This window comes from Neobacillus vireti, assembly GCF_036962465.1.
In the GTDB taxonomy this organism is placed as follows: Bacteria; Bacillota; Bacilli; order Bacillales; family Cytobacillaceae; genus Neobacillus; species Neobacillus vireti_B.
The window spans coordinates 80,499-101,741 of sequence record NZ_JBALNF010000035.1; the positions used below are offsets into that span (position 1 = coordinate 80,499).

Here is a 21,243-nt window from a genome sequence, read left to right on the forward strand (position 1 = left end):
AAATTAGATCCTTGTCATTCTGACCGCCATGTACTGTCTTCCTGGAAGCTCAATTCGAAATGTTCCATCATAACTACCTTCCAGTCCTTTAATTGTCATATTCCACGTATCAATGACTTCTACTTTATACTTCGTCCCAGGCTTCATCCGATAATCTCTGAAACGCGGTTGATTAAAGCCGTAATAGAATAGATAATATTCATCTGGTATTCCCGCTGCAGGTGCATCCCATGACATAGGCAAAGGGTTCAACCCGTCGTTTGGACCTTCTTCCATGATGCTTCTTAAAAACGCAATGCGTTGGGGACTACTTCCATACAGGTTTCCGCCTTTAGACCACCATAAAACTTCATCAGAACGCAGATATGTTTCACCATGCCCGACATATCCCCCACGTAATGCACCTTCCCAGAATCGTCGTGTCATTTCTTCACCCGTAATGTTGCCCCATCCCTGATCAATGTCTCCTTCGTATGCACACTCGTCTATCACGATTGGTTTGTTCCACTGTTTACGCCACTCATCTGTACTTTCTGAAGTCTTGTAAACATCGATTCGTTGTACACTGCAATGGGTGATCCATGGACGGTTATAATCGTAAAATTGGGTTCCGTTGTGTATGGAGATTAAATGATTATAAGGGTCATTTTCCGTAATTATTTTAGCAATACGTTCCCAGTCTTCAATTTCCTTCGACCACATAAAATCATATTCATTGGCCAGAGACCACCAAACATTTCGATAGGCTGAAAGACGAGCAACGATGTACCGTAAATAACGGTCATCCACGCTCTTTTTCATTTCTCCAAATCCCCACCGATCATATGAATGAAACAGAATCAAATCCACTTCAATACCAAGTTTGCATAGATCGATAATTCTCTGTTCTAGATGCTGAAAGAACACTGGATTGAATCGGGTAAAATCCCAACCTTCCTCCATAGATCCCTCAAATGGGTAAAAAGGAGGTTCGTTTGTGTTAAATGCGTACGATTTTGGAAACACACACATCCGCATTTTGTTAAAAGGAGATGTTTTTAGTGTTTCCAATGTTTGCTTAATCAGTTTTTCTTCTTGATGAATCCATGCATAACAAGTCGTGCCAACTGGAATATACCTGGTTCCGTCCTCATGAGCAAAATGGAATGTATTTTGTACACGAACTGGACCATGATTCTCTTCCAATGGACTTTTACATTCAAAGTGACCTTCTATGCTGTCAAGTGATCTGGCTGTACTTTTCGTCCGAAATGTCCATATTCCCTCGGTGTCAGGCATAAATCGGATTCGGTACACTCCTTTTCCGTCATAAAAGCCCATTGTTTCTATAGTTCGGTCTTCGATACTAAATTCTGCACAAAGGGCTACATCAACAAATGGGTTCTCGTGGTCTGGTCCTTTCAATTCTAGCTCAAAAACGCCCCACTTCTCCACAAAGTCTGGCGATTCAACAGCCGCCGACCCAATGGCTATTGATTCGGCTTCATAGTTGGTATTAGGCGCGGTCTCTTCGTCTTTCTCTTGCTCATCTAAAACTGTTGCCAAATCTTGTTGTAAAGCTGCTACTGTCTCCGGCATCAATGAAGATTCCGGAGCAAAAAAAGCAAGCATCTCTAAATTACTTAACTTAATGAAATTACTAAACATTGGATCTAATATTAATTCAGATAGTTGCGGAATATGTTTTTCCAATATGTCCCTGGCATCTTTATTCGATAAAACCTTGCCTAGTTTCGTTTTCTCTGTAAATTCCAATTTGGGTTCCTCCAGCCGATTGTATTGATTAATTTACTAAAAGGCTATTTATTGACTGTTTCCACCCTTGATAATATTCTTTTCTTATATCACTTGTCATCAAGGGCTGATACAATTGATGTTCCTGATTAAGTGGATTTATTTCCTCTGTCGATTTCCAAATACCTACTCCTAAACCCGCTAAATAAACGGAGCCCATCGAAGATAATTCGGCTACTTCTGAAGCAATAACATCAATATCCAGCATATCAGCTTGATATTGCATTAAGAAACGGTTGCTTGTTGCTCCCCCATCCACGTTTACACTTTTTATTTGAATATTGGATTCAGATTGCATCAATTCAATCACATCCTTAACCTGATAGGCGATGCTTTCTAATGCGGCACGGACAATATGAGGTTTTCCAGTATTCCGGCTTATTCCCATGATTGCAGCGCGACTGTACGGTTTCCAATATGGAGCTCCCAATCCTACAAACGCTGGTACTAAATAGACACCTTGATTATCTGAAATCGAACACGCTAACTGCTCAGCCTCGCCAATTTCATCGATTAATTCAAGCTGCTCTTTCAGCCATTTTATTGTATCGCCGGTACTATTAATAATCCCTTCCAGCGCATAACTTACTTTCCCATTCAATCCCCATGCAATGGAAGTAACTAAACCATTGGTACCATCTACCAACTCTCCCGTTTGCATCAGAACAGAAGTACCTGTTCCATAGGTCGCTTTTGCCATTCCGGGCTCAAAACATTTCTGTCCAAATAGTGCACCTTGCGAATCCCCAATGACACCCGAAATAGGAAGTTGTATAAATGGAAGAGATGGGTCCTCCGTTACGCCAAAAAGTTCATTAGAATCTTTTACTTCAGGAAGCATTTCTCTTGGAATATCAAATATGTTCAGTAATTCTTCATCCCACTGAAGGGTATGGATATTAAATAGAAGAGTCCTGCTTGCATTCGAATAATCAGTCGCATGAACCTTCCCGCCGGTTAATTTCCAGATAAGCCAGCTATCAATCGTTCCAAATAAGAGCTTTCCTTCTCTCGCTCTACCTTTGACACCATCGACATGATCCAATATCCATTTAACCTTCGATGCAGAAAAATATGGATCTGCCTTTAATCCGGTTTTTGATTGGATAAGCGTTTCATACCCTTGTTTTTTCAGCTCTTCACACATATCTGATGTTCTTCGGCATTGCCAAACGATTGCATTGTAAACAGGGATTCCTGTTTCTTTATCCCAAACTACTACCGTTTCTCTTTGATTCGTTATAGCCAATACAGCTAATTCATTTTCTAGAACAGAAGTGGTTTGAACCACCTCTGTTAAAAGAGTTTTAACATTTTCATAGATTTCAACCGGGTCATGCTCTACCCAGCCAGTTTGAGGGTAGTGTTGCGTATGACTTGCTGAACATTTATGAGTGATTTGCCCTTTTGTATTAACAAGCAGAACTTTTGTTCCTGACGTGCTTTGATCAATTGCAAGGATATATTGCTCGTGAGACATTATGAACACCTCATCCTTTATTTACCATCTGTATAACAACTTTCTTGACATTGTCGACACTTAATCCATAATATTCAAATACTTCCGCTGTTTTTCCGGCAATAGCAGGTTCGTCTGGAAGACCGAGAATCTTAACAGGGACCGGGTGATTTTGTGAAACAACTTCAGCTACTGCTGAACCTAAACCGCCATAGATACTATGCTCTTCAATAGTGATAATTTTTCCAGTTTCTTCAGCCGCTTTCCGAATAGCTTCCTCATCTAACGGTTTGATGGTATGCATATTAATCACTCTGCAATCAATACCTTCCATTTGAAGTGCTTCCGCAGAATCCAAAGCAATTCTGACTGTCTCCCCTGTTGCAATAATCGTAATATCTGTACCTTCTTTCATCGTAACAGCTTTACCGATTTGGAATTCATAGTCTTCCGAAACATATGAATCTTCGACAGGATTACGGCCAATTCGTACATAGACCGGTCGATCATATTCCACTAATGCCTCGATCATTTTTTTTGCCTCATGACGGTCCGCTGGCATCATGACATCCAGACCTGGAATGGCACGAGTTACAGCAAGGTCCTGCAAAGAATGGTGTGACATTCCTAGCGCCCCATAACTAACGCCGCCGCTTATGCCAATTAATTTAACATTTGTATTAGAGTAGGCCACATCTACCTTAATTTGTTCAATACTTCTCATGCTTAAGAAACAAGCTGGTGAGGCAACGAAGGGCTTTTTACCAGATGCAGCCAATCCGGCAGCAACCCCAACTAGATTTTGTTCCGCAATCCCTATTTCTATAATCTGATTAGGTAATTCTTTACCGAAGTCTACTAGGGATGCCGATCCTCTTGAATCACTCGTTAAGACTAAAATATCTTTATTTTCCTTCGCTAAATCTAGTAAAGTCTTACTAATAGCTTGACGATTGGCAATTTTATTTCCTTTTGCACTTTTTAGAGCAACAATACTCATTGTAGCACCTCCAGTTGCTTGGAAAGTTCTTCTATCGCTAATTGATATTCTTCTTTACTGGGGACGTGATGGTGCCATTTTGCTACGTTTTCAGCGAATGAAATTCCTTTGCCCTTCACTGTATTGGCAACAATAAGAGTTGGTTTTCCTGAAGTTTTTAGAGCTTCCTCGAAAACTTCTACCAACTGTTCGATATCATTTCCATCTACTTCAACAACTTCCCATCCAAACGCTCTCCACTTTTCGCCGAATGGTTCAAGGGACATAACATCTTCCGTACTTCCTGTGATTTGCAATTTATTGCGGTCTATGATAGCTACTAAATTATCAAGCTTGTAATGTGAAGCGGCCATAGCTCCTTCCCAAACCGATCCTTCTGCCTGTTCGCCGTCTCCCATTAAGGTAAAGACGCGATGGGACTTCCCATCCATTTTGGCAGCCAAGGCCATACCAACAGCAACAGGCAGTCCATGTCCCAAGGCACCAGTATTCATTTCCACGCCAGGTACTTTATTGTTCGGGTGGCCAATTAATCTTGTTCCAAATTGAGAGAATGTCTTTAATTCCTCTTTCGGAAAGAATCCCTTGTCTGCTAAGATTGACCAATAAACTTCCACTGAATGACCCTTACTCTGAACATATCGATCACGATCTTCCCACTTTGGATTCTTTGGATCAACATTCATAATATGATAGTAAAGAACTGTTAAGATATCCGTACTGGATAGAGAGCCGCCTGTATGCCCCGTACCCGCTTCATAAATCATTGTTAACAATTCCATTCGGATTTCTGTTGCTTTCCGTTTTAGATACTCAATTTCACTCATTCTCTTTACCTCCCTGCTTATTTATTAAGGTCGCTTCCACGAAGCCATGCTTTGATTTCATCTACAGTTGGATCTACTGGGTCTGGATTCAACCCTGGGATATATTCGCATGCCTCGAACAAGGCAGGGATTACATTGGCATGGACACCTACTGAATGGTGAATATACGGACCTTTTACCAGCTTTTCTTCCCATAATGGCCAGTCATTTACTTCTACCCATACATACGATCCTCTTGTGAACGGCCCTTCAATCCCTTTTGCTTTTCCAAGGAAGATCGAATATTCACCATGATCCCCGTCAAAACGGGCAAGTGTCATTTCTCCACCCTTAATTTCCCCTTCATGTGTACCTGGAGAATGATCGTCAAATAAGAAGTGTTTGTTTAACTTTGGCTTTTCTTCGACACTTAACGATACTGGGAAATTTCCACAGTGGAATAATAATTCGCCATTAGGATTTTCAGGATGACGAATTGTAATATCAGCAAAGAAAGTTGGCTTAGTATTCATAGTAGCGGCTTGAACCATAATAGAGGTAATCGCTCCATGTATGTCTGTTTCACAAGTTACCGGAATCTGTTCGTCTGTCAGAATTGCATTAGCCAAACATGGCATGATGCCAATAATATCCTGCAGGGTTGACCAGCACTGAATGGCAATTGCTGTACTTCTTGTATCGGCAGCCAGTTGTTTCATTGCCACTTTTAAGGAAGCGATCCGTCTAACATCCTGTTCTGTTACTGCACTCCAGTCGAGCTTTTCCTTGATATAGCTCATTGCTTCATCTAATTCTGGACTATCAGTCTTCTCAATTTTCAACGTTACCTTTTTCAATTCATCAAGTGTAATTGGGTGAATCTGTATACCAAATGTTTCTAACAATTCACCTTCATTGCAGATAACTGACCAAAAATCAGACGGTCTTGTGGAAATCTGCAAAATTCGCAGATTATTAAACTGCTTGACAACATTAGCTGCAGCAATGAAATTCTTAAATCCACGTTCAAAAACAGGACTATCAACAGAACTGTTGGTGATATATGTAAATTTCACATTAAATCTTCTCAATACTTTACCTGTTGCAAAAATTCCGCATTGTGTATCACGAAGACGCATCCCATCTTCCAATGGAGCTTCGTCTCTTGGACCCCAAAGTAAAACCGGTTTGCCGATTGCTTTAGCTACACGGGCAACAATATCTTCTGTACCGAAGTTACAGTGAGGGAAAAATAAGGCATCCACTTCAGCATCTCTAAAGCGCTTAATAATCGCTGGTTCTTCTAAACGTTCATGCAGCAATCCTTCTTCATTAATCCCTTCCAAATCGACAATTTCCATATCAAAGCCAAAACCCTCAATTTTTTCGCGAATTAAGTTTTTAAACTTTAATGCATCTTCTTTACTAAATACAAATCTTCGTGTTGGAGCAAATCCGAGCTTAAACTTTTCCATTTTACTTTGCCTCCCAAGCAATATTCAAAATATAAATTGAAACATCATAGTAATAAAACGCATACATAAATATTACATTTCAAACAACTAAATAATTTTAGTTTTCCTTTGAACCAATAATAGCAACTATTAAATTATCAGTCAATTAATTTTATAAATTTTTTTAGTGTGTCACCTGTTTATTTATATGTTTTTTAGTATTTTTATAGTTTTTTCTTTATAAAACTACTATTACATTACTATTTTATTTATAGGAACATTTTTTAATCTAAACAACAACTAAAAATTAACTAAACTAAAACTAAAATAACTTAATGTATGTTATAATAAAATAAATAAAAAGTTTAACTATCGAAATGATCTTTTTATCTCTTAGGCAGGTGTTACTAAATTTATGAAAATAGATGATATTGCTAAATTAGCTAATGTTTCGAAATCCGCTGTTTCTCTAGCGTTGAATGGAAAAAACGGTGTCAGTCAAAAAACACGCGAGAAGGTCTTGCGAATCGCACAAGAACATGGATATATTCCGCGTCCGATTATTAAAGTTGATCAATTTTTTCAACCACATACAAAACTGCTGAGATTTGTGGCAATCACAAATGCAGGCATAGTAACAGAACAATATGAATCTCTCCCTTTCTTCACTGATTTAATCCATAATCTTGACAAACAAATTGGTACGAGTGGTTATTCACTTATGGTTTCTTCAATCAACATAGAGCACCTGCAAGATGAAATAACTAGACTCGAGCAAGAACAAAAGTCTGCAGGTATACTATTGTTAGGTACTAATTTAACACCGGAGCAAATTAACCTTGTTGCAAGCGTTCAACCAAATATTGTTGTGTTGGATACTTGTTTTGAAACGATGGATGTAAGCTTTGTCGTCATGAACAATGTATATGGTGCTTATCAGGCAGGACAATACTTAATGGAGTTAGGACATGAGCAAATTGGTTATGTGGGGTCAAATACGAGAATGTATAATTTCGACATGAGAAAGAAAGGTTTTTTACAGGCACTTAGCGAGAATGGGTTAAAAATTGCTGAGAACAATTACTTTTCAGTATCCCCGACAGTCATTTCATCCCAAGATACGTTTAAAGAGAAGATCATAAACCGTTTAAAGCACTTGCCTTCGGCTTTATTTTGTGAAGCTGACTATATGGCCATTAGTGTTATTAAGTCGCTCACTGAACTCGGCGTTAACGTTCCGGATGATGTTTCTGTTATTGGCTTTGATAACATCTTTGAATCACAAGTTATAACGCCTGAATTAACGACAATCCACGTAAAAAAGGACAAGATTGCACTAATTGCGGTTGAAAAATTAATTAAACAAATTGAAAATAACGACACGGATAAGATTAAAGTGTTTGTGGATACTGAACTGATTGAAAGAAAATCATGTGTAGTTTCTACACTAACGGAAAGTTAAATACAAGCCTGAAAAATACAAAACCTTAGCCTGGTAGGTATACTAGGCTAAGGTTTTTTTGTCGGAAATATACCCAGGTAATAATTAACCTAAATGAGCCATTTTAATAAATTATTTTAGTTTTGTTCAGTTATATTACCTACGGTCTGAAGAACGGAATTAATGGGATTATTTTATAACAATCGTATTAAAGGATTCAGGTTTTAACTCAAATTGATAGGATTGACCTCGGATTTCAAATACTAATTCCCGTTCTTTTTTTAGCGGATTGTTTACAATTAATACAATAGAATTATCCGGATTTTGGAATGCAAGAGCATGAGCCGTTAGCTGGCCTTTGGTTTCAAGTCTGACTGCTCCATTTTTCACAAAATGTGAATGATGTTTAACAACATAAAATTCAGGATTGTAGGTGAAGCTTTTGGTTTCTGGATCCACGGTAATCATTGAATTTTGTTCCCAGCCCCAAGTGCTGCGGCCTTTTGGCTCGAGCACAGCATTCCAGTATACATATCCATTTGCTCCATTAACAAAATAGTGACGGAACAGGTTGCAGACATATTGCGCATATTCCCACGTATTATTGCCGTTTCCACATTCATTTTCCGTTTGTAAGTAGCGTAATTCAGGATAACTCTCGGCAGTCCGTTGGATCGCATGTTTTCCCGCCCATTGATAGCCGACACCACTGATATACTTGTACGCTTCAGGATCACTTAGAACAAGACCTGCATACACATCATAATCAGATGTGGTATCTGTCATTAACTCCTGCCAAGGTTCAGGAGCATTGATCGTTCCCAACCAGATTTCCGTTTTTAGGCCATGTTTTTCAAATGCAGGTCCAAGATAATCACGGATAAATTCCTGTAATTGCTCCCCTGTCCATTTACAAGAAGGGAATTTTTGATCAGCCACCACTTCATTTTGAACATGAATTTGGTTGATTTTGATTCCTTCTTTTTCATAGGCTTGGACATATTTCACGAAATAAAGAGCATATGCCTCTAATACTTTTTTCTCCCAGCGCAGTGTTCCATAATTATAGGCCTTAGGAAATTTCAGCCAAGTCGGCGGGCTCCATGGTGAAGCGAAAAATTTCATATCCGGGTTTCTCTTTTGTGCCTCACGAATGTATGGAATCAGATATTTTTGATCTCGTTCAATCGAGAAATGCTCCATCTCATAGTCGTCATCGGTTTCATTATGACTATACCATTCCAAAGCATAATCGCTTGCACCAATTGGCAGGCGGCAAAGGGTAAACTGACAGTCGCCATCCGTTGCAAATAAAGAATTCAGCACTTTTGTACGCTCTTCTTCAGATAAGAGATTAAGCGCATTCATGCCAAGTTCATTAAAGCAGCTCCCAAAGCCCTCCACCACACGGCCTTTATTGGCTGTTATAATCAAATTGCTCTGTTTATCAGCGGTTTCGATCGGTTCCTTCGTTTGCCAATATGAATCTCTTGTTGATTCAATCCAATTTATAGTCATTGAATACCTTCCTTTCCATTTCTATGCAACAAGCCAAACTCATGGTTTGGCTTGTTGCAATACTTTATTTAATTATAAAATGTTTAGTTGACGATTGTTTGCGCATTAGTTGCATTCCCTAATCTCTCATTCAGCTGTTCTATAAGACTATTAAGCATATCCTCAGTAAATTTTTCTGGATTGAATGCGGCCATGGCTCGTAACGGCATAAATCTCATCATCGCCTCGAACATTTCAAAACCATCTGAATCTTCCCCGATATTAGCAAATGGACTGCCTTCATTTGCCTTGGCAAGCGTTTCCTGGACAAATGGGGCTAGAATTGGATTTGCGATAAGATCCCCAATTGTCGTGTTTCGATGGACTAACTTGTTTATGGTAACAGTAGAGTTTACTTGCAGCGTCCCTGATAAAATTATGTCAGCTGAAGACTTTCCTACAAGTATCTCAAATAAACCACTCTCCACATGCCAGTCCTTGAGGTCAACGTTGTAATATGCAAAAGCTCTTTTATCCAAGGTGAAGGTTACTTCTTTCTCTTCGCTTGGTTGTAACTCGACCTTTGCGAAGCCTTTTAATTCTTTCTCAGGTCGAATGACAGTACTTTCTACATCACGAACGTATAGCTGAACAATTTCCTTTCCAGCTCTCTCTCCTGTATTTTTAACTGTCACTTTCACCTCAACTGTTTCATTATCTAAAATAGATTCTTTGTTAATAACTAGATTCGAATATTCAAAGTTTGTATAACTCAGACCATAACCGAATGGGAATAACGGTTCAATTGCTTTCGCATCGTAATAGCGATACCCTACAAAAAGCCCTTCCTTATATTCTACCTTGTCCCCTTCCCCTGGGAAGTTAAGATAGGAAGGATTATGACGGAGTTCTTTCGGAAACGTTTCAGCCAATTTTCCGCTTGGATTTTCATCTCCAAATAATAAATCAGCGATTGCCCCTCCTAGCGCCTGACCTCCCAAATACCCTTCGAGAAGTCCTTTTACTTTATCTAACCACGGCATTTCAATGGGTGCACCATTACTAAGAACTACCACTATATTAGGCTGAACCTCTGCTACAGCTTCAATAAGAGTGCGATGGTTGTCAGGTATTCTTAAATGCTCTCTGTCATAACCTTCCGATTCATATCGGTCAGGAAGACCAACAAATAATACAGCTACATCGGCTTGGAGCGCTTTTTCCTTTGCCTCTGCAATTAATTGATCATCTGTATCATCATTTTTTAAATGATAGCCTTTTGCATAAATAACGCTGCCATTTCCAGCACTCTTTTCTATTTCCTCACAAATATTATCCAGCTTGGTCGGCTTAATGTGGGAACTTCCGCCCCCCTGGTATCTTGGGTTTACGGCAAACTCTCCGATTACGGCAATCGTTCCATCCTTTTTTAACGGAAGAACACCATCATCATTTTTCAATAGAACCATACCTTCCCTCGCCACTTTTCTAGCAAGCTGGTGGTGATCCTCTTTATCATAGATAGCATTTTCTTTTTTGTTATCAACTGCTTTGAAAATAATTTTTAGTAACCTCTCTACTGTTCTATCTAGTTTTTGTTCTGAAAGCTGGCCATTATTTACGGCATCTACTATTTTTCGATCACCTATCCCATTACTTGAAGGCATTTCTAAATCTAAGCCTGCTGCTAACCCTTTTGCGCGTTCATTGACTGCCCCCCAGTCTGACACAACAACCCCATCAAAACCCCATTCATCCTTTAAAATGTCCGTTAATAATGTTTTATTTTCTGAAGCATATTCCCCATTTACTTTGTTATAGGAACACATAACCGTCCATGGTTCGCCCTTTTTAACCGCATTTTCGAAACTAGCAAGATAGATTTCTCTAAAGGTTCTTTCATCAACGACTGCATCAACAGACAAACGGCGATGTTCCTGGTTATTGGCCGCAAAATGTTTAAGAGAAGTCCCAACGCCCTGACTTTGTACCCCATTAATGTGGCTTGCCGCTAATTCTGAAGAAAGGTAAGGGTCCTCTGAAAAATATTCAAAATTCCTGCCGCACAGTGGTGAACGTTTTATATTCGCACCTGGTCCAAGTAGAACAGCAACATCCTCAGCCTGACACTCTTCTCCTAAGGCAACCCCAACCTTATTAATAAGGGAACGATTCCATGTACTAGCGAGACCAACTGCAGAAGGGAAGCAGGTGGCCGGGACACTATCATATATTCCCAGGTGATCAGCACTTTGCTGTTGTTTACGAAGACCATGCGGACCATCTGTGACCATGATGGATGGAATTCCTAATCTCTCAATTCCTTTAAGCTGCCAGAAATTTAGCCCAGAGCAAAGGCTAGCCTTTTCTTCAAGTGTCATTTGTTCCATTAATTTTTTAATATCTCTTTCCATTCTTTAAATACCTCCCCATATTGTCGAACAAGAACTACCTTTTTATTTAACTTTTCTTCATACTATCGATTTGTGACTGTTATTTGTTTTGTCTGCAACGCCAGCCATTGGAGAAGTGTTACCTCTTTTCCATTTACTTTTACTGGAGAGCCATCATAGTCGAGTACACATTCGTCTTTTAGTGTGTAAATCCAAGAACCGTGGCCAAAAAATTCAAACGGGTTGCCTTCCTTATCCTTAAAAATGCCTGAGGTATCTACAACCTTATCAAAATAGGAAAAATGAACATTAGGAGCACCGGCTTCTAGCAGACGCTCATATGTTGGAATGACTGTTATTTCAGGTTTTACTGCTTCATCATTTTTGGCATGCGTAAACCAGATAGGAGTATTCTTTATATCTTCAATATTTTGATCCGTAATCACGTTGTCGTAGAGTGCTTCACATACAGGATAGGCGGCTGCGAAGAAACCAGGATAATCGATAATCATCCGCATCGTCATGAAACCGCCATTGGAACAGCCACCGATGTAGATCCGATTTGTATCTATATCCGGGTGTAAATGAATAAACTCATCGATGAGTGATTTAAGCGCTTTCACGTACATTGACTTTCCACTCATCGTATACTCACCACTGCCATCGTCCATCCACATAGTGGGCACTTGTGGAGCAAGGACATAAGCGCCGCCAAACATTTTCTGTACTTTTTCGCTTGATAGATTTACAACATTATTACCGGTATAGGCGACCGACGTGTCATATCCACCTTCGCCTGCACCATGGAGCCAGATGATCAATGGACGTTTTTCTTCGCTCATATTTGGTGTATAATAGCCGAACCGTAAGGGCATCTCAGCATATGATGACTCACTATTTACCCATCCTTTTACTTGCTCCATGCGACCGCCGCTGAAATGATCATAAACTAGCCCTGAAATAGAAACATTATCGGCTTGTATTTCTTTTACCTGCGTAATGCGAAAATCACAGAAAACATAAACATTATGTTCGTTAACAAACGCATTTTCCGAGTTTAAACGATTGATCGCCTCAACTTCAAGTTCTAGAGTGGCGAATTGGCCAATTTCGGTTTTATTCCCTTCGCCATCTGATGCATACGTATTTGTCACACGACAATAGCCTTTTGACGGATAACGTTCTTCGGAATTCCAATCTTTTCTTAGTTGAAGCACCTCGCCTGTTTCTTTGCTTCGTCGCTCGACATAAATGTTGAAAGTATCTTCCGAGAGTGCCTCTGATTTAATAGATTCGGGAAGCGGAAGAATGATTTTTGTAATATAAGGCCCATAGTCAGTAACTTCGGTCACAGTCATGTAAGAACGATTCATTTTTACTCTCCTCCTATTGATAAAACTAAATTTTAGTCATCCTAACAGCCATATACTGTTTTCCAGGTAGGTCTATTCTAAATTTCCCTTCATAAACACCTTCGAGTTCATTAATGATCATTTCCCAAGTATCGATGACTGCCACTTTATATTGAGTGCCAGGGTTCATCCGGTACTGTCTGAAACTAGGTCGATTAAAGCCATAGTAATATAAATAATATTGGTCAGGAATTCCCGCAGAAGGTGCATCCCAATCCGATTCTAGAGGATTCAATCCTTCTTCCGGGCCCTCTTCCATGATCCGCTTCAGGAAGCCAATTCGTTTTGGACTGTCTCCATACAACTTTCCTCCTTTGGACCACCATAAAATATCTTCTGGGTGAAGATACGTTTCCCCATGTCCCACATAACCGCCTCTAACTGCTCCTTCCCAAAACCGGCGGACCATTTCTTCCCCGGTGATATTTCCCCATCCTTGGTCAATATCTCCCTCATAGGCACATTCGTCGATAACGATTGGTTTATTCCACTGTTTTCTCCATTCATCCGTATTCTCAGCTGTTCTATATACATCGACTCGTTGAACGCTACAGTGTGTCACCCAAGGCCGTGAATAATCATAGAATCCAAAACAGTTATGAATGGAAATGAGGTGTTGGTGAGGGTCATTTTCCGTGATAATCTGAGCAAAGCGCTCCCAATCCTCTTTTTCTTTCGCCCACATTAAGTCGTATTCATTCGCTAACGACCACCATAGATTTCGATAGGCAGATAGACGAGCGGCGAGATATTTCAAATAGCGATCATCCTCGGCCTTTTTCATTTCTGCAAACCCCCACCTGTCATAAGCATGGTACAGGATAAGGTCGGCTTCAATTCCCAGATTCCCAAGATCTGCAATCCTTTGTTCTAAGTGCTGGAAAAACATTGGATTAAAGCGCGTAAAGTCAAAGCCTTCCTCAAGAGAACCTTCAAATGGATAGTATAAAGGCTCATTAGAATTGAATTGATAGGATTTAGGAAACACGCACATTCGCATCTTATTAAATGGAGATGTTTGTAACGTTTCCAAGGTTTGTTGGATTAATTCTTCCTCCTGATGAATCCATGCATAGCATGTCGTTCCAACTGGAATATATGGGGTGCCATCCTCATACGAAAAATGATATGTATTTTTAACGCGGACAGGACCATGGTTATCTTTAGAAGGACTTACACATTCAAACTTTCCTTCAATCCCTGCCAAAGATCTGGCGTTGCTCGTTGTTTGAAATGTCCAGATTCCCTCAGCATCTGGCATAAATCTGATTCGATAGATACCATCCCCGTCATAGAATCCAAGAGCTTGCTGGCGTTTCTCTTCATTACAGATAAATTCTGCTTGCAACGTGACGTCTGTAAAAGGATTGCCGTGTTGTGGACCATGAAGTTCGACCTCAAAAACAGACCATTTTTCTACGGTATTTGGGGTACTAACTTTGGCCGATCCCAAACTTACTGACTCAGATTCATAATTAGCTACCGGTGCAATATAACCAGTGTCTTCTTCTAACTCCTCTATCTCAGCCAGCTCTTTATACAGTTTTTCTACAATATCAGTTGTGCGTTCAGACTCAGGCAGCCGTGTAACCAATTGTTCCAACGTACTAAATTTAACAAACATAATTGGGAATTCAGTAGGTGCCAATAATTGTGGCACGTATTTTTGCAAAACTTCTTTGGCATTTTTATTAGCTAGGATCTTGCCCATTTTCATATTTGGTGAATAACTCATATCATTTGTTATCCCCTTTCTCTAAGGTTTTCAGGCTTTAGTCAGGAAAAGAAATGTAAATTGACTTATTAATATAAAAGAGAACTATCTTTTTAGCTCTCTTTAATCGTTCCTCATAAAATTAATGCGCTTCTGTTCTGGTCCTTTTCAAAGAGAAGTCGGCGGCTTTATTCATTTTTACAAATACATAGTTACTTAGCCACATAAGTAAAAATGCTATTATACTACCGCTAAAAAACGGAGTGACTCCGGGTATTTTTAAAAAGATGAAACATAGGAACCCTGTCAAAGTAGCCATACAAAAGGTTGGGATTGGATTGATGGTCATTAAAATAAATGAATTTTTAATCCCCTCTTTTAAGCTGACATCAAAATGAACCAATACCGGGAAGATATATAATAGAGTAAATAAAAATAACATGATTACAATAACATTTGGGACGTATAGTAATTTGAACGCCGGTACAGTGGTTGCCTCAACTATTCTTATGTTAGAGTACATAAAAAAACTAGATAGACCAACGATTAGCCCTAATAGGTTCCCTTTAACAAATTCTTTTTTATAAGTGGACCAAAACGTTTTAAACACTGGAATATCCGTCTGCTTCAATACCCATTTACGAACCACCGTGAACATAGCCAGTGTTGCAGGAAAGAAACCAAAAACAACAAAACCAAGCAAGGTAAATGCAATCCAAAGTACATTCACATATGCAAACCTTAGGACCCACTCTGAAATACTATAAAATCCCTTCATAAAACCAATCATTTTACATTTCCTCCTTGCTTTGTTTCTCCTGTCTTTGATTCCTTATCCAGGCTGCCACATTAATGCAGGAGGGCGATCGATAATCTACAAGCCCTCCATTATATTAAAACGATTGAATTAACCTTTAACTGAGCCTAACGCAATTCCCTTTACTAAGTACTTTTGGAAAAATGGATAGGCAATGAGGATTGGCAGGATACCAATTACCGCAATAGCCATTCGTACAGCTGTAGTAGGAATTTGAGCTGCCGCTGTACTTGTGTTAGATCCTAAATTGCTTGTTGCTAAGAATTGAATATCCGACAACATCCTGTTTAAGATGTTTTGAATACTAAATAATGATGGTTCCGTAATATAGACAAGTCCATTGAACCAGTCATTCCAATAAATGATGGTTTGAAGCAAACCAATCGTAGCCAAGATTGGCAGGGAAAGCGGAAGAATAATCGAGAAGAATGTCCTAAATTCACCCGCACCATCCATCCTTGCTGATTCAATTATCGGCTCCGGAATCGAAGTCATAAAGAATGTTCTCATTAACAAAACATTAAATCCGTTCATGAGTAACCCTGGTACGATTAATGCCCAGATGGTATTTTTGATATCAAACACTTGTGTATACACAAGATACGTAGGAACAAGACCGCCGTTAAACAATAGGGTAAAGAAAACGATGAAAGCAAAAACATTTTTAAAAGGTAAATCACGTCGTGAAAGACCATAAGCCAAAAACGATGTCATCACCAAACTTACAAATGTTCCAAATACTGTGACAAATACTGTAATTCCATACGCCCGTAAGATACTTGAAGAATTAGAGAGTAAATAATCATAGGCCGCAAAACTTACTTCTTTTGGGAAAAAGGAATACCCATCCTTCAAAATGGATGCCTCATCACTCAGGGAAGAAGATAAAAGAATGATTAAGGGTATGATGCTGCCTGCCGCAAGTATAATTAAAACGATATGTGATACCCATTGGGTAATTCGATCTGATCTATACATCCTTTTCCGCCTCCAATTTTAAAATAAAGCATTGTCTTTACTTTTTCTACGTACAAGATAATTTGATAATAAGACGAGAACGAATCCAACGATGGATTGATACAAACCAGCAGCAGCTGACATACCGATATCACCAAGCTGCATTAAACCACGGTAAACATAGGTATCAATAACATTGGTAGTGTCATAAAGAGCCCCTGAATTCATTGGTACTTGATAGAATAATCCGAAATCAGAGTAGAAAATTCTTCCGATGGCCAATAAAGTCATCATAATAATTACTGGCATAATCGAAGGAATCGTAATGTGAATGATTTGATGCCATTTATTCGCTCCATCCAGTGTGGCTGCTTCATAGTATTCTTGGTCGATACCGATGATAGCGGCTAAATAAATGACACACAAGAAACCCACACCTTTCCACAAATTGATAAAGGTTAAAATGTAGGGCCAATATTTGGCTTCGTTATACCATGAGATCCCATCCAACCCCAGCATTGGTAAAATGGTTTTATTTAAATAACCCACATCTTCGCTAAGAAAGGCAAATCCCAAATAGCTGACGATTACCATTGAGATTAAGAACGGTAAAAGAATGACACTCTGATAAAAGCCTTTTGCAAGTTTATTTTTAATTTCATTCAGCATAATCGCTACAGCAATAGCAATAATGGTATTTAAGATAATAAAGCCGCCATTATAAAGAATGGTATTACGAGTAATGACAAACGCATCTCTTGTACTAAACAGGTACTCAAAGTTTTTAAAGCCAATCCAATCACTGCCGAGGATTCCTTTCGCATAGTTAATATCCTTAAAAGCAATTACCAGACCGAACATTGGCAAATAGTTATTAATCAATAAGTAGACTAACCCAGGAAACATCATGATCAATAATGGCAGTGACCTTTTAAATTTAATCAGCTTAGTGTTTACTTTCTTTGCAGGAACTGCTTGGATCCCTGCTTCAACCTTTTTTACTGTCACTTCTGACATCCCTTTTCCCCCTTGTCAACGTTTTGTTTCCGCTTACAATTTTCTCTTCCAACTTATATCTTTATTTTATAAAACTAGTAATATTGAAACTATCCAAAATACGACTTCTTATTTTTGTTTATCCGACTTTTCAGAAAATAAATTCAATATATTTAGTGGAAGCGGAAGAACCGTCCCTATGCTTCCATAATTCTATGAAAAAGAGAACTAGTTTCACACTAGCTCTCTTTTTCTGTTCCTTATTGCTTTTTCTTCCAAGCTTCAAACTGCTTTTCCTTTTCGGCCATAATTTTATCCAGTCCTGCTGCTTTTAGCTTCTTATTAAACTCCGGCAGGCTCTTTTCTGGATCCAAAGTACCGGATTCAATACCTAGTTTATACTGATTAATTACGTTTGTAGAAGCAGCCATTTCCGTTTTCACCGGATCAGGATTAAACGTAAAACCAAAAGCTGGAGAGAAAATAGCAGAATCATTATGTTTCTTCATAATATCCCAATAATTTGCTGGATTTCCTTCCCAAGGATTTGTTAAGAAGTTATTTCCTATTTGCCATTGTCCAAATACGTATTTGGATTCCTTAACATTATCCGGAAGTTTAATCGTTCCATCAGAGTTAACTTGATAATGCTTTCCTTCAATACCGTTATCAAGTAAATTCATAATATCTTTATCGGTATAAAGTAAATTTATTAACTCCATCGCTTTTTCAGGATTTTGACTGTTTCTTGCAATAGACAGGTTAAAGCCTGTTGCTGCATCTGTATAAGAATATACATCTGACAATTTCACTGAAACCATGTCATATCCAGTAATTCCTTTTTCTTGCACATCAAAGCCTGGTTTCATATGGGAAAAATAACCGAAGCCTTTATTTGCCTTCACAATATTGGCAGCAGCTTCTTGTGAAGTCGCTGCATCCTTAAGTACATATCCGTCCTTGAACCATTTTCTAGCTAACTTGACCGCATCTACATATTCAGGTTCTTCAAACATATTCACAATTTTCTTGTCTTTAAAGGATACAACACCAAGATTGTCTCCTAGAATATCATACTTCCCACCGGCAATAACAGTAGTTGTCGTAGTCGCTTGCGTATTTACAATCGGAGTTAAAGTTGGTTCCTTTTCTTTTACAATTTTAAAAACATTATCTAAATCAGCAAATGTCTTTACTTGAGAAAGATCGATTTTATATTTATCGACAATATCCTTTCTCATGACAAATCCATAATAAGAACCCCAGTCACGGATGCTTGGAATACCATACATTTTACCATTGACTTTGTTACCCTCTAAAAGACGTTTAGGTACCACTTCTAAGATACCTTTGCCATGGCTTTTAACCAAATCATCTAATGCAAGGAGTTGTCCTTTTGAGGCTTGTGTGCTATATCCAAAAAAGGATGAAGTCACGACTAAATCTAGTTTTTCATTTCCTGTCAGCATTAAGTTCGTTTGCTGCTGATAGTTTGCCCCATTAATTGGTACTAATTTTACAGTGGCATTGATCTTCTTTTTAACGATTTTATTTATTTCATCCTGGACCAAGGGTAAATCATCCATCTTTGTAAAGGTTATATACGCCATATTAATCTGATAAGGCTGGCCATTAGTGTCCGATCCTTTACTCGTACTTGTACTGCTCTCCTTTGAACTGCATCCAGCTAAAACTAATACAGCTGACATGACGAATAGCAAAAAACGTGTTATTGCCTTAAAGTGCTTCATCCTTGTCTTTCCCCCTTATGATCTTGTCGAATCCATGGTAAGTTCAACTGAAAGCGTTACCACCTATCTAATTTTTAGTATAGAGGATGGGATAAAAAACACTTACTAAAAATACGACTTTTTATTTTTGTTATTACGACTTTTCCGAAAATATCGACTTCTTTCGATACTCCATCGGATTCAGGTTTGTCACCTTTTTAAAGATTGTGGAAAAATAGGAAAAATTGGAGTATCCAGCCGATAATGCCACTTCACTTACAGGTGAATTTGTTTCTAGTAATAGTTTTTTTGCGTATTCAATCCGCTGCTGCTGAAGATAGTCTGATATAGAAAATCCAGTTTGTTTTTTAAATAGTCTAGTGAGATAGTCTGGATTTAAATAGACGAAATTGGCAATATCTTCACGGGATAACCGCTGTTCACCAAGATTATCATGGATATATTTTTTGACTATATCCACCACCGATCCTTTTTCTAGAGGTAAATGAATTTGATCCATGGCTACATCTGCTATATAAATGACCCAATCACGGAGCGAATTTAAAGATTTTAAAACTCTGTGCGACTTCTCAGTCAGGAGGTTTTGTGAGTAAACTTGATTGGCTTGAATTCCTTTTACCTGAAGAACATAAAAGATTAATTGCAAAAAATCTTGATAAAACAGATGCAATGATTGTGCTGTTAGATTTTCATCTGACTTTTTCCAATTGGTAAAATACAGATTAATAGCTTTTAAAAATTTTTCTTTTGGACCACTTTTCATTAAGCTTGTCCACTCTGTGGTAGGGAGTACAGGGAAAGAACTAAAACCTTTTTTATTTTTGTGACAAACCATTGTTTTATTACTTTCGGTTACATTATTTCGATCAAATTCCTGCAAGGTTTGGACCATTCCGACTAAATCCTCAATAGGTACTGGATTACCGATGTAGCCGCAAAGATCACATAAAAAAAACTGAGCAAATTCCAAAATAAACTGGTTACAATTATCATTAAACTCTTTTAGATTAATTGGATTTTCCAAAGCAAGGATCAGTAAGACATAACCAGCTTCTAAATTAAGGACATATCCATCCATCTTATATTCTTCGATAATTTCAGTAATTGCTTTATTTAAAGCATATTGGCTCACTTTTTCTTCATGGACCGACAGTTTCTCTTTCCATTCTTGAACATGAAATAAAATTGGCAGAAAAGTATTACCATCTGTATAAGATAAATGATACCTCATCATTTGTTTATTAATTATTTCTTTTGTTGCCGGGAAAGCTTGTTGGATCAGGTCTAGCCAGAACCGTTCTTGCATAACCGAATGGTGGGATTCCTTTAATCGATGATAAGATTCCTCTACCATCCTGGTCTCTCTGTCTTTTTTGATCTTCTCCAATGCATCATGAATCACAGCTTCAAGCTCTTGATAGTCCACTGGTTTAAGTAAATAGTTGAAACTTTTCAATTGCAAGGCCTTTTTCGCATAGATAAAATCTGAATGGCAGGTTAGAAAAATCGCTTCCGTTTCGGAGTAATGTTCGCGTACCCACTTTAACAAGTCCAGGCCGGAGCCTTTAGGCATTTCAATATCACATAATAACAAATCAACCTTATGATTTAAAAATACCTCTTGAGCTTGTCTTAAGTTATTTGCTGTATAAACTGATGTGATATCATGCTTTTCCCAATTTACCCCAGCTTGTACACCTCTAATGGAATGAATTTCATCATCTACGATAAGAACATGGAATTGACTCATAA

Annotated in this window: 15 protein-coding genes; 1 reads left to right on the top strand and 14 read right to left on the bottom strand. The window is 38.5% G+C overall.

The window, feature by feature from the left end:
• Window positions 1-3: 3 nt before the first annotated feature.
• The 5 genes from V7077_RS16215 to V7077_RS16235 are packed head-to-tail and all read right to left on the bottom strand — an operon-like array spanning window position 4 to window position 6,534.
• Window positions 4-1,755, bottom strand: coding sequence for a DUF5605 domain-containing protein (locus tag V7077_RS16215; protein WP_335503812.1), 1,752 nt, complete (start codon window positions 1,753-1,755; stop codon window positions 4-6).
• Window positions 1,756-1,783: 28 nt separating this feature from the next.
• The gene (gene glpK, locus V7077_RS16220; RefSeq protein ID WP_335503814.1) at window positions 1,784-3,274 is read right to left on the bottom strand and encodes a glycerol kinase GlpK; all 1,491 of its coding nucleotides are present in this window, start codon (window positions 3,272-3,274) and stop codon (window positions 1,784-1,786) included.
• A gap of 10 nt (window positions 3,275-3,284) precedes the next feature.
• Complete coding sequence (locus V7077_RS16225) at window positions 3,285-4,253, bottom strand: transketolase family protein (RefSeq protein WP_335503816.1); 969 nt, start codon at window positions 4,251-4,253, stop codon at window positions 3,285-3,287.
• Window positions 4,250-5,080, bottom strand: coding sequence for a transketolase (locus V7077_RS16230; protein WP_335503818.1), 831 nt, complete (start codon window positions 5,078-5,080; stop codon window positions 4,250-4,252). The genes V7077_RS16225 and V7077_RS16230 overlap by 4 nt, the downstream gene beginning before the upstream one ends.
• A 17-nt stretch (window positions 5,081-5,097) precedes the next feature.
• Window positions 5,098-6,534, bottom strand: coding sequence for an L-fucose/L-arabinose isomerase family protein (locus V7077_RS16235; RefSeq protein WP_335503820.1), 1,437 nt, complete (start codon window positions 6,532-6,534; stop codon window positions 5,098-5,100).
• A gap of 394 nt (window positions 6,535-6,928) precedes the next feature.
• Here V7077_RS16235 and V7077_RS16240 point away from each other — a divergent pair, with 394 nt between their 5' ends.
• Entirely contained in the window at window positions 6,929-7,975 is a 1,047-nt protein-coding gene (locus V7077_RS16240; RefSeq protein WP_335503822.1) for a LacI family DNA-binding transcriptional regulator, read from the top strand.
• A 168-nt stretch (window positions 7,976-8,143) separates the two neighbouring features.
• Here V7077_RS16240 and V7077_RS16245 read toward each other — a convergent pair whose 3' ends face one another.
• From V7077_RS16245 to V7077_RS16285, 9 genes are all read right to left on the bottom strand, one after another.
• Window positions 8,144-9,472, bottom strand: a complete 1,329-nt coding sequence (locus tag V7077_RS16245; RefSeq protein ID WP_335503824.1) for a glycoside hydrolase family 30 protein — start codon at window positions 9,470-9,472, stop codon at window positions 8,144-8,146.
• A gap of 83 nt (window positions 9,473-9,555) precedes the next feature.
• Entirely contained in the window at window positions 9,556-11,865 is a 2,310-nt protein-coding gene (locus V7077_RS16250; RefSeq protein ID WP_335503826.1) for a glycoside hydrolase family 3 C-terminal domain-containing protein, read from the bottom strand.
• 62 nt (window positions 11,866-11,927) lie between these two features.
• Window positions 11,928-13,217: a prolyl oligopeptidase family serine peptidase gene (locus tag V7077_RS16255; RefSeq protein ID WP_335503828.1), complete on the bottom strand. Its 1,290-nt coding sequence runs from the start codon at window positions 13,215-13,217 to the stop codon at window positions 11,928-11,930.
• Between the two features lie 25 nt (window positions 13,218-13,242).
• Window positions 13,243-14,991 (bottom strand): DUF5605 domain-containing protein, encoded by a 1,749-nt coding sequence (locus tag V7077_RS16260; RefSeq protein WP_335503830.1) that lies wholly within the window; start codon window positions 14,989-14,991, stop codon window positions 13,243-13,245.
• Between the two features lie 121 nt (window positions 14,992-15,112).
• Window positions 15,113-15,760, bottom strand: a complete 648-nt coding sequence (locus V7077_RS16265; RefSeq protein WP_335503832.1) for a YesL family protein — start codon at window positions 15,758-15,760, stop codon at window positions 15,113-15,115.
• A 117-nt stretch (window positions 15,761-15,877) separates the two neighbouring features.
• The gene (locus V7077_RS16270; RefSeq protein ID WP_335503834.1) at window positions 15,878-16,765 is read right to left on the bottom strand and encodes a carbohydrate ABC transporter permease; all 888 of its coding nucleotides are present in this window, start codon (window positions 16,763-16,765) and stop codon (window positions 15,878-15,880) included.
• Between the two features lie 18 nt (window positions 16,766-16,783).
• Window positions 16,784-17,653, bottom strand: a complete 870-nt coding sequence (locus V7077_RS16275; protein WP_335503861.1) for an ABC transporter permease — start codon at window positions 17,651-17,653, stop codon at window positions 16,784-16,786.
• A gap of 347 nt (window positions 17,654-18,000) precedes the next feature.
• Window positions 18,001-19,491 carry an ABC transporter substrate-binding protein gene (locus tag V7077_RS16280; protein WP_335503836.1) on the bottom strand — a complete coding sequence of 497 codons (1,491 nt, stop codon included), beginning with the start codon at window positions 19,489-19,491 and terminating at the stop codon, window positions 18,001-18,003.
• Window positions 19,492-19,624: 133 nt separating this feature from the next.
• Complete coding sequence (locus V7077_RS16285) at window positions 19,625-21,241, bottom strand: response regulator transcription factor (protein WP_335503838.1); 1,617 nt, start codon at window positions 21,239-21,241, stop codon at window positions 19,625-19,627.
• Window positions 21,242-21,243: the final 2 nt, after the last annotated feature.